The 9,266-nt window shown below is 67.1% G+C and carries 7 protein-coding genes; 4 read left to right on the forward strand and 3 right to left on the reverse strand.

Going from position 1 to position 9,266, the window contains the following annotated elements; translation table 11 throughout:
* The 3 genes from ARC23_RS19525 to ARC23_RS19535 form a co-directional block, all read left to right on the forward strand.
* Positions 1-380, forward strand: a 380-nt coding sequence (locus ARC23_RS19525) for a winged helix-turn-helix domain-containing protein (protein ID WP_203226382.1), incomplete at its 5' end; no start/stop codon positions are given.
* Positions 377-1,666, forward strand: a complete 1,290-nt coding sequence (locus ARC23_RS19530) for an ATP-binding protein (RefSeq protein ID WP_057498729.1) — start codon at positions 377-379, stop codon at positions 1,664-1,666. The genes ARC23_RS19525 and ARC23_RS19530, both read left to right, overlap by 4 nt.
* 140 nt (positions 1,667-1,806) lie before the next feature.
* Positions 1,807-2,607 carry a MipA/OmpV family protein gene (locus tag ARC23_RS19535; RefSeq protein WP_057498730.1) on the forward strand — a complete coding sequence of 267 codons (801 nt, stop codon included), beginning with the start codon at positions 1,807-1,809 and terminating at the stop codon, positions 2,605-2,607.
* Positions 2,608-2,680: 73 nt separating this feature from the next.
* Here the strand turns inward: ARC23_RS19535 and clpB are convergent, their stop codons facing one another.
* The gene (gene clpB, locus ARC23_RS19540; RefSeq protein WP_057498731.1) at positions 2,681-5,266 is read right to left on the reverse strand and encodes an ATP-dependent chaperone ClpB; all 2,586 of its coding nucleotides are present in this window, start codon (positions 5,264-5,266) and stop codon (positions 2,681-2,683) included.
* Between the two features lie 180 nt (positions 5,267-5,446).
* Positions 5,447-6,268 carry a DUF3014 domain-containing protein gene (locus tag ARC23_RS19545; protein WP_057498732.1) on the reverse strand — a complete coding sequence of 274 codons (822 nt, stop codon included), beginning with the start codon at positions 6,266-6,268 and terminating at the stop codon, positions 5,447-5,449.
* 161 nt (positions 6,269-6,429) lie between these two features.
* Here ARC23_RS19545 and ARC23_RS19550 point away from each other — a divergent pair, with 161 nt between their 5' ends.
* Positions 6,430-7,140: a glutathione S-transferase gene (locus tag ARC23_RS19550; protein WP_057498733.1), complete on the forward strand. Its 711-nt coding sequence runs from the start codon at positions 6,430-6,432 to the stop codon at positions 7,138-7,140.
* A gap of 79 nt (positions 7,141-7,219) precedes the next feature.
* Here ARC23_RS19550 and ARC23_RS19555 read toward each other — a convergent pair whose 3' ends face one another.
* Positions 7,220-8,824, reverse strand: coding sequence for a SulP family inorganic anion transporter (locus ARC23_RS19555; RefSeq protein ID WP_057498734.1), 1,605 nt, complete (start codon positions 8,822-8,824; stop codon positions 7,220-7,222).
* Between the last annotated feature and the right edge of the window lie 442 nt (positions 8,825-9,266).

A 9,266-nucleotide genomic window follows, 5' to 3' on the forward strand; every position in this document is an offset into this window, starting at 1 on the left:
TGCTGCTGGCCCGCCTGCGCGCCCTGCTGCGCCGCCGCCATGGCAGCAGCAACACCGGCACGCCCAGCCGGCTGATGCACGGGCAACTGCTGATCGATCGCATGCAGCGCGAAGTGCACCTGCACGGCGCGGCGGTGGAGGTAGGTACCACCGAGTTCGAGATCCTGTGGCTGCTGGCCAGCCAGCCGGGGCAGATCCTGTCACGCGACCAGATCCTGCAGGCGGTGCGCGGCATCGGCTTCGACGGCCTGGACCGCAGCGTCGACGTCTGCATCGGCAAGCTGCGGCGCAAGCTCGGTGATGATGCGCGCGAACCGCGGCGGATCAAAACCGTATGGGGCCGTGGCTACCAGTTCAATCCGTCGGCTTGGACGGCATGAAGCGGCTGTTCCTGTGGTTGTGGTTTATCACGGGTGCCTGCTTCCTGGTGTCGGTGTTCTTCCTCAACCACATCCTGGACGGCATCTACACGCCCGTGCAGGATCGCGTCTTCGTCCAGCAGGTGCGTGGTCAGGTGTACGCGCTGCGCAGTGGCCTTGCCGGCCTGGATGCCGACCAGCAGCGTGAGCGCCTGCAGCAGTGGCAGCCCCACTACGGCATCGCCCTGTCCCTGCTCGGCAAACCTCCCGCACTCGACGCGCAGGAACAGGCGGCCGTGAAGGCCGATGGCTTCATCGTGCGCGAGCAGTACCAGCAGGTGCTGCTGCCCATCGACGGCATCGGCGGCCGCTGGCTGCACCTGCGCCTGCCCGGCGCGGTGCAGATGACGACGTACATGACCATCGCGGCCTATCTCAGCATCCTGCTGCTGGTCGGTGCCTGCCTGTATGCCTGGGTGCGCCTGCTGTGGCGCGACCTCGAAGCGTTGCGCCTGCATGCCGACCGCATCGGTGCCGGTGATCTGCAGGCGCGCGCGCAGGTTTCGCCACGCTCGCAGATCCGGGTCATTGTCGACCACTCCAACCGCATGGCCGCGCGCGTGGCCGAGCTGGTGCAGCGCCAGCGCGACCTCACCCATGCCATTTCGCACGAACTGCGCACCCCCATCGCGCGCGTCGCCTTCGGCCTGGACCTGATGCAGGACAGCGACGATCGCGAACGCCGGGCACGGCTGGCACAGGGGCTGCACGGCGACCTGGCCGAACTCAACCGGCTGGTCAGTGAACTGCTGGCCTACGAACGGCTGGAGCATCCCAGCGAGGGCGAGCCGATGCAGCGGATTGAAGCCGACGACTGGCTGCAGGCCTGCATGGCCGATGCGCGCCGTGATGCCGAACGTGCCGGCCTGGGGCTGCGCGTGCAGCCCAGTGCACTGCCGCGGGTGGAGGCCGAGCCACGCCTGCTGCAGCTGGCATTGAGCAACCTGGTCGGCAATGCGCTGCGCCATGCGCGCTCGCAGGTGGAAGTGTCGCTGGTGGGTGTGGGCGGACGCGCCTGCCTGCGCGTGGACGATGACGGCCCCGGCATCGCCGAAGCGGATCGCGAGAAGGTGATGCGCCCATTCACCCGCCTGGACAACAGCCGCAGCCGCGATACCGGTGGCTTCGGGCTGGGCCTGGCCATCGTCAGACGCATTGCCGTCCGCCACGGCGGCGAGCTGCGCATCGGCCGCGCCACGCTGGGCGGCGCGCGCCTGGAAATGCACTGGCCGCTGGCTGCCAGCTGAACGCCCACGGGCGCGATTACAGTTGCTTACAACTCCCGCACAACTGCGGACGGATCGGTCGCCGGCGTATCGCCACGCTGGCAACCCTGCGGCACGCGCCGGATGCGCGCGCTGCTTTCCTCCCATTGCCGAGAGTTTCCATGTCCCAGCTTCGCCGTTCCCCCACCCTGCTCTGCCTGGCCCTGCTGCCGTTGTTTGCCGCGCCGATTGCCCACGCCAAGGATGACCACTGGACCTTCGAAGTCGCCGCCGGCGCCGGTGCGACCCCACGCTACAGTGGCAGCAAGGAGTACCAGGCGTCGCCCATGCTGTCCTTCGATGTCACCTCGCCGGGTGGCTGGTTTCTGGGCACCAGCGGCATCGGCTGGGGCACGTCCATCGGCGAGCACACCCGCGTGCGCGCCTATGTCGGTGCCAGCGGCATCCGCAAGGACAAGGATTCGCTGCTCGGTGGTTCCGACTTCCTGCTCGGCATGGGCGATATCGATGCCCGTCCCCTGGTCGGCATCTCGGCTGGTTATACGCTGGGCGAAGCCGTGCTGAGCGGCTCCTGGCAGTTCACCCGCAAGGACGAGGACAAGGCCGAGAACGGCCTGGCCACCCAGCAGCTTCATCTGAACCTGACGATGCCGCTGTTCGACCTGGCCGGCGGCGTGGTCAGCGGCAGCGTCTCCACCGATTACGGCAACCGTGGCTACATGCAGACCTGGTACGGCGTCAGTCCGGAACAGGCCGCGCGCACCGGTTTTGCCGAACACAAACCGAAGGCCGGCCTGGTCAGCGCGGGTGTCGGCCTGAAGTGGAGCCACCGCGTGGGTCGCAATGGCAACTGGTACATCGCGGCCGAAGGCACGCGCCTGCTCGGCGACGCCGCCGACAGCCCGATCGTACAGAAACCGAACCAGTTCGGACTGATGAGCGGCTACACGCACCGCTTCTGAGTGATCGCCGGGCATGGCCCGGCGCAGCCCGCGAACAACGGAGCGCTGCGCTCAGGCAGCGCTCCGTTGGGGGTCACGCCTTGGCGAACACCAGATGGCCGCCGTCGTTGCCGACTTCGATGGTATCGCCGTTGACGAAGGCGCCGGACAGGATCTGCTGCGCCAGCGGATTCTCCAGCTGCGACTGGATCGCACGCTTCAACGGGCGTGCGCCGTACACCGGATCGAAGCCCACATTACCGAGCAGGTCGAACGCTGCGTCGGACACCGCCAGCTTCAGCCCGCGCTCGGCCAGGCGCTTCTCCAGCCCGCGCATCTGGATGCGCGCGATCTGCTTGATCTGCTGCTTGTCCAGTGGGTGGAACACCACGATGTCGTCCAGGCGGTTGATGAACTCCGGACGGAAGTGCGCCTGCACCACGCCCATCACCGCTGCCTTCATCTGCGTGTAGGCCTCCGGGCTGTCGTCGGTGCTCATGTCCTGGATCTGGTGCGAGCCCAGGTTCGAGGTCATCACGATGACGGTGTTGCGGAAGTCCACGGTACGGCCCTGGCCATCGGTCAGACGACCATCGTCCAGCACCTGCAGCAGGATGTTGAATACATCCGGATGCGCCTTCTCCACTTCGTCCAGCAGGATCAGAGAATACGGGCGGCGACGCACCGCCTCGGTCAGGTAGCCACCTTCCTCGTAGCCGACGTAGCCAGGAGGTGCACCGATCAGGCGGGCGACGCTGTGCTTCTCCATGAACTCGCTCATGTCGATGCGGATCATCGCGTCGGCACTGTCGAACAGGAATTCGGCCAGCGACTTGCACAGTTCAGTCTTGCCAACACCGGTCGGGCCGAGGAACAGGAACGAGCCGGCCGGGCGATTCGGATCGGACAGGCCTGCACGCGAACGACGCACCGCATCGGAGACGACCTTGATCGCTTCCTCCTGGCCGACCACGCGGTTGTGCAGCACCTCTTCCATGCGCAGCAGCTTGTCGCGCTCGCCTTCGAGCATCTTGTTGACCGGAATGCCGGTCCAGCGCGATACGACCTCGGCGATCTCCTCGTCGGTCACGCGATCCTGCACCAGCTTGAAGTCCTTGTGTTCGGCTTCCTGGGCCGCGGCCAGCTGCTTTTCCAGCTGCGGCAACAGGCCGTACTGGATCTCGCTCATCTTGGCGAAATCCTGGCGGCGCTGCGCGGCTTCCAGCTCCAGCTTGGCCTGCTCGACCTGCTCCTTGATCTTGGTGGCGCCCTGCAGCGCAGCCTTCTCCGACTTCCAGATTTCATTGAGATCGGAGAACTCGCGCTCCAGCCCGTCGATGTCGTTCTCCAGGTCGGCCAGGCGCTGCCTCGAGGCTTCGTCCTTTTCCTTCTTCAGCATCTCGCGCTGGATCTTCAGCTGGATCACCCGGCGCTCCAGGCGGTCCAGCTCTTCCGGCTTGGAGTCGATCTCCATGCGCAGTCGCGAGGCCGCCTCGTCCATCAGGTCGATGGCCTTGTCCGGCAGCTGGCGGTCGGTGATGTAGCGGTTGGACAGCGTCGCAGCCGCCACGATGGCCGGGTCGGTGATCTCCACACCGTGGTGCACGGCGTACTTTTCCTTCAGCCCGCGCAGGATCGCGATGGTGTCCTCCACCGACGGCTCACCGACGAAGACCTTCTGGAAGCGGCGCTCCAGCGCAGCGTCCTTCTCGATGTACTTGCGGTATTCGTCCAGCGTGGTCGCACCGATGCAGTGCAGCTCGCCGCGTGCCAGCGCCGGCTTCAGCATGTTGCCGGCATCCATCGCGCCATCGGCCTTGCCCGCGCCGACCATGGTGTGCAGTTCGTCGATGAACAGGATGATCTGGCCTTCGTTCTTGGCCAGGTCGTTGAGTACGCCCTTCAGGCGCTCCTCGAACTCACCACGGAACTTGGCCCCGGCGATCAGCGCGCCCATGTCCAGCGACAGCACGCGCTTGCCGCGCAGGCCTTCGGGAACTTCGTCGTTGATGATGCGCTGGGCCAGGCCTTCGACGATCGCGGTCTTGCCCACGCCGGGTTCGCCGATCAGCACCGGGTTGTTCTTGGTCCGGCGCTGCAGCACCTGGATGGTGCGGCGGATTTCCTCGTCACGCCCGATCACCGGGTCGAGCTTGCCGCTCTCGGCGCGCGCGGTCAGGTCGATGGTGTACTTCTCCAGCGCCTGCCGCTGCTCCTCGGCATTTTCCGACTGCACGTTCTCGCCGCCACGCAGCTTGTCGATCGCCGCCTGCAGGCGGGTCTTGTCGGCACCGGCGGCGCGCAGCGCCATGCCCAGCGTGCCGCCGTCGTCCAGCGCCGCCAGCACGAACCACTCGCTGGCAATGAAGGCGTCCCCGTGCTGCTGGGCCAGCTTGTCGGTCTGGTTCAGCAGACGCCCCAGATCGTTGCCCATCGAGACGTTGCCGGCCTGGCCGGACACCTTGGGCAGTGCGTCCAGCGCCTCGGTCAGGCGTTCGCGCAGCACCGGTACGTTCACACCCGCCTGGGCCAGCAGCGGGCGCGTGCTGCCGCCCTGCTGGTCCAGCAGCGCGCTGAACAGGTGGACCGGTTCGATGATGCTGTTGTCGCGGCCCACGGCCAGCGACTGTGCGTCTGCCAGCGCCTGCTGGAAACGCGAGGTGAGCTTGTCCATCCGCATTGCGAATCCTCATCGGTCATCAGGGCCGGCCTGCGCCGGCGATGCTGGAAAGATGCGGTTGCCCCACCCGGTTTCAAGGGTGGCTGCGACTGCACCCCGAGGCCAGTCAGCCTGCGGCCAGCATGCCGGAGCGGGTGTGGTCGGCGCGTTGATCCCGATCAGTTCCGCGTGCCGTAGGGCTCAGTGGGTGATCGCGGTGCGGATCGCCCGCAGCTGCTGCTTGACCGCCCGCGCCTGTGCAGCGTCCATGCGCAGCAGGGCCTTCTGGCCGATGGACCTCGACTGCAGGGTGGGATCGACGAAGCGATAGCGGCCGCGCTCATCGCCTGTCACCTGCGGCGCCTGGGCCAGTTCCGGGGTCTGCAGCAGGTGGTCGATCACTGCCACCAGGCGGTCGTTGAAATAGCCCTCGGGCCTGCCCAGGTCGACATAGGCCTGCTGGATCAGTGGATAGAAGCGCTTGTAGGCGGTGGCCGTTGCCGCCGGGTCGAGCGCGGTGAACGCCTGCACGTACGGCGCATAGCGCGCCGCATTGCTGGCGGCGATGCGCTCCCCGCCCTCGCCGGGCTCGACCTGCAGGTTGCCCGGCAGCGGCCGCGCGGCCAGCGCGGTCGGCGGCACGCTGGGCTTGTCCAGGTTGTCGACCTGGGTGACCAGGCGCTGGATCAGGTGATCGCGCAGCAGCAGGGTCAGCGGCCCCTCGCCCTGGAACAGCTGGCTCAGTGCGCCCCAGGCCGCGGCATCGCTGTCAGCTGGTTTCGGCAGCGCCGGGTCGGCGGCGGCCTCGGTATCCAGCGGATGCCTGATCGACGGTGGTGCTGGCGCGGGCTCTGCGGCCGCCTGCGGTTGTGGCGGCGTACCGGTGGCGGCAGGAGTCGATTGCACCGGCACCGAAACACCGTCGGCCAGGGACTTCAGCTGATCGCGGAACAACCACGTGCCTGCACTCCCGATCACCACCACACCCAACACCCACGGCCATACCGCTTTTCCACTCTGCATGATGCAGTCCCTCGTTTTCACCCGCACGGACAAGGTGTGACCCTGCTGATTGCCGCCGGTTCCCCGCGTGTTCCGCTGGCGTTCGGGTTGAGCCTGCGCACTCACGCCTGCTTTGCACCCGCTGCGCGAGGCTGTGGATCTCATCGTTTGGAGACGCCGCCATGCAGTACGCGCTGTATTACTGGACCGGCATCCAGGGCCGTGGCGAGTTCGTGCGGCTGGCGCTGGAAGATGCCGGCGCCGACTACATCGACATGGCGCGGGTGCACGGCGATGCGGTCATGCAATCGTTCCTGGACGGTGGCAGCGAAGGCACGCAACCGTTTGCGCCGCCGTTCCTGAAGGCCGGGCGACAGGTGATCGCGCAGGTCGCGGCCATCCTCGATTTCCTCGGCCCGACGCTGGACCTGGTGCCGCAGGCGGCCTCGCGGCGGATGCAGGCGCTGCAGTTGCAGCTGACCATCGCCGACCTGGTGGCCGAAGTGCATGACACCCATCATCCGATTGCCGCGTCGAAATACTACGAAGATCAGAAGGCCGAAGCCAAGGCGCGGGCCGCATCCCTGCGTGGCGAACGGCTGCCGAAGTTCCTCGGCTACTTCGAGCAGGTGCTGGCCGCCAATGGTGGCCGTCATGCACTTCGCGAACATTCGTATGTGGATCTGTCGCTGTTCCAGCTGCTGAGCGGGCTGGACTACATGTTCCCACGCCGCATGCAGGCACTGGCGCCGACCCTGCCCCTGCTGCGTGCGCTGCAGGAGCGGGTGGCGAAGCGGCCGAACATCGCCGCCTATCTGGGCTCGGAGCGGCGGTTGCCGTTCAACACCAACGGCATCTTCCGCCACTACCCGGAACTGGACGCCGAACGGTAGTGCCGGCCGCTGGCCGGCAGCTGCACCCGCCGACCGGAGCCCACGAGGGTGCCGGCCAGCGGCCGCCACTACCGTGGGCTCAGCTGTTCTCCCCCATCGGCTTCACCGGCTGCTTCTGCAACGACAGCAGCCCCAGCAACAGCGCCAACGCCACATAGGCGCCAGCGAACTGCCAGCTGATGATGCGCGCCAGTCCCTCCAGATCCCACGGCAGGTAGATGCCACCGCGCGGATCCACCGAATGGATCAGGCCGAACAGGGTCAGCAGCGCCGCGACCAACAGGAAGCCGCAGGCACGGCGCAGGCGGCCATCGACCATCGCCGCCACCGCCGAGATCCACAGCATCGAAGTGATGATGAAGCCGTTGCCGAGGGTGAAGATCACCGCCAGTTCCGGCAGGCCATGGCCATCGAGCCTGGTCAGCAGCTGCGGCAGCTGGTCCGGTGCGATCCAGCCCGGTGCCTTGATCGCCAGCAGGTAGGCCACCGACGGCAGGAAGCCGAACACCATCGCACCGGTATGGTGGCGCGGCGTGGCCTGGAACGCCTGGGTGGTGATGTCGATGGCCACGTACACGATGATCGGTGCCAGCACCGCCAGCGGCAGCCATTGCACCAGCCCGGAGATGATGCCGAGCATGCCGCCGATGCCGACGAACAGGCCAGTCAGCAGCGTATAGCCGCTACGCGCGCCCATGTGCTTGTAAGCCGGCTGGCCGATGTACGGCGTGGTCTGCGCGACGCCACCGCAGACGCCGGCGACCAGCGTGGCCACCGCTTCCACCAGCAGGATGTCGCGGGTGCGGTAGTCATCGCCGGCCGCACGCGCGCTTTCAGAGACGTTGATGCCGCCGACCACCATCAGCAGACCGAATGGCAGCAGCAGCGGCAGGTAAGTCATTGCGGTGGGCAGGCCGTCGAGGAAGCCCAGCGTCGGCAGCGGCAGCACGATCTGTGGCGGCACCCACGCCGGCACATGGAAGCCGGGCGCGCCCAGCCCGGCCAGTCCAAGGCCGTAATACAGCACGGTGCCGAACACGAAGGCCAGCAGGACGCCCGGACCACGCACCGGCAACTTGCCCTTGGCGATCAGCACATACAGCAGCAGGCCCAGCGTGGTGAAGCCAACCAGCGGCGAACGCAGGGTTTCCAGCAGCGGCAACAGGCCCATCAGCACCAGCGCGATGCCGGCGATCGAGCCCAGCAGCGCGGCACGCGGCAGCGCGCGGGTGACCGCTTCGCCGAAGAAGGACAGCACCAGCTTGAGCAGGCCCATGATGACCAGCGCGGCCATGCCCAGCTGCCAGGTGGCGATGCCGGCCGCGTGCGGATCCATCCCCTGCTGCTTGAAGGCCAGGAACGCCGGGCCCAGCACCAGCAGCGCCATGCCGATGCTGGTGGGCGCATCCAGGCCCAGCGGCATGGCGGTGACATCGTCGCGGCCGGTACGTGCGGCCAGGCGCCGCGCCATCAGGGTGTACAGCAGGTTGCCGACCAGCACGCCGAACGCCGTGCCGGGGAACATGCGGCCGAATACCACGTCGGCGGGGAACTGGAAGATGCCGACCAGGGCCATGGCGATGAAGCCGAGGATGGAGAGGTTGTCGACGACCAGGCCGAAGAAGCCATTGAAGTCACCGGCGACGAACCAGCGACGCGGTGCGGCGGAAGCGGGAGCGGACATGGAAGGGGTGGTGGGGGTGGGGAGCGCCGATGGTAGGCCCAGCGGGGCCCGGGCGCCAATTCCGTCATGGAATGATGGGTTCCAGCCAACGGCGGGGCCCCTCGTGGCTGGTCGCGGGTAGAGTCGACTGTTAGTCGACTGGCATTGCCAGTTGGGCCGGTCGGGGCGGGCTGCGCGTGCCAGCCACGGAAGAGAATCAAAGATCAAAAGCAAAGGCAGGCTCTCTTTGTAGAGCCGAGCCCATGCTCGGCTGCCGTACGCGAAGCCTCTCAGCCGAGCATGGCTCGGCTCTACAGAAAATCATTCCGATCATTCTTTCGTCGATCCACGCAACGCGTGGATCGACGTGTCGACCAAGGTCGACACCTACCGACAGCAGCCCAACAGCGGCGGAAATCTGTTGAAGGCGAGGTGGGTCCGGTTGCGGGGGTGTCCGCGGCAT

This window comes from Stenotrophomonas beteli, assembly GCF_001431665.1.
In the GTDB taxonomy this organism is placed as follows: Bacteria; Pseudomonadota; Gammaproteobacteria; order Xanthomonadales; family Xanthomonadaceae; genus Stenotrophomonas; species Stenotrophomonas beteli.

Excerpts from the sequence above, each read along its gene's own strand:
- ARC23_RS19530 (WP_057498729.1), top strand. The coding sequence starts at position 377 with ATGAAGCGGCTGTTCCTGTGGTTGTGGTTTATCACGGGTGCCTGCTTC.
- ARC23_RS19550 (WP_057498733.1), top strand. The coding sequence starts at position 6,430 with ATGCAGTACGCGCTGTATTACTGGACCGGCATCCAGGGCCGTGGCGAG.
- ARC23_RS19555 (WP_057498734.1), bottom strand. The coding sequence starts at position 8,824 with ATGTCCGCTCCCGCTTCCGCCGCACCGCGTCGCTGGTTCGTCGCCGGT.
- clpB (WP_057498731.1), bottom strand. The coding sequence starts at position 5,266 with ATGCGGATGGACAAGCTCACCTCGCGTTTCCAGCAGGCGCTGGCAGAC.
- ARC23_RS19545 (WP_057498732.1), bottom strand. The coding sequence starts at position 6,268 with ATGCAGAGTGGAAAAGCGGTATGGCCGTGGGTGTTGGGTGTGGTGGTG.
- ARC23_RS19535 (WP_057498730.1), top strand. The coding sequence starts at position 1,807 with ATGTCCCAGCTTCGCCGTTCCCCCACCCTGCTCTGCCTGGCCCTGCTG.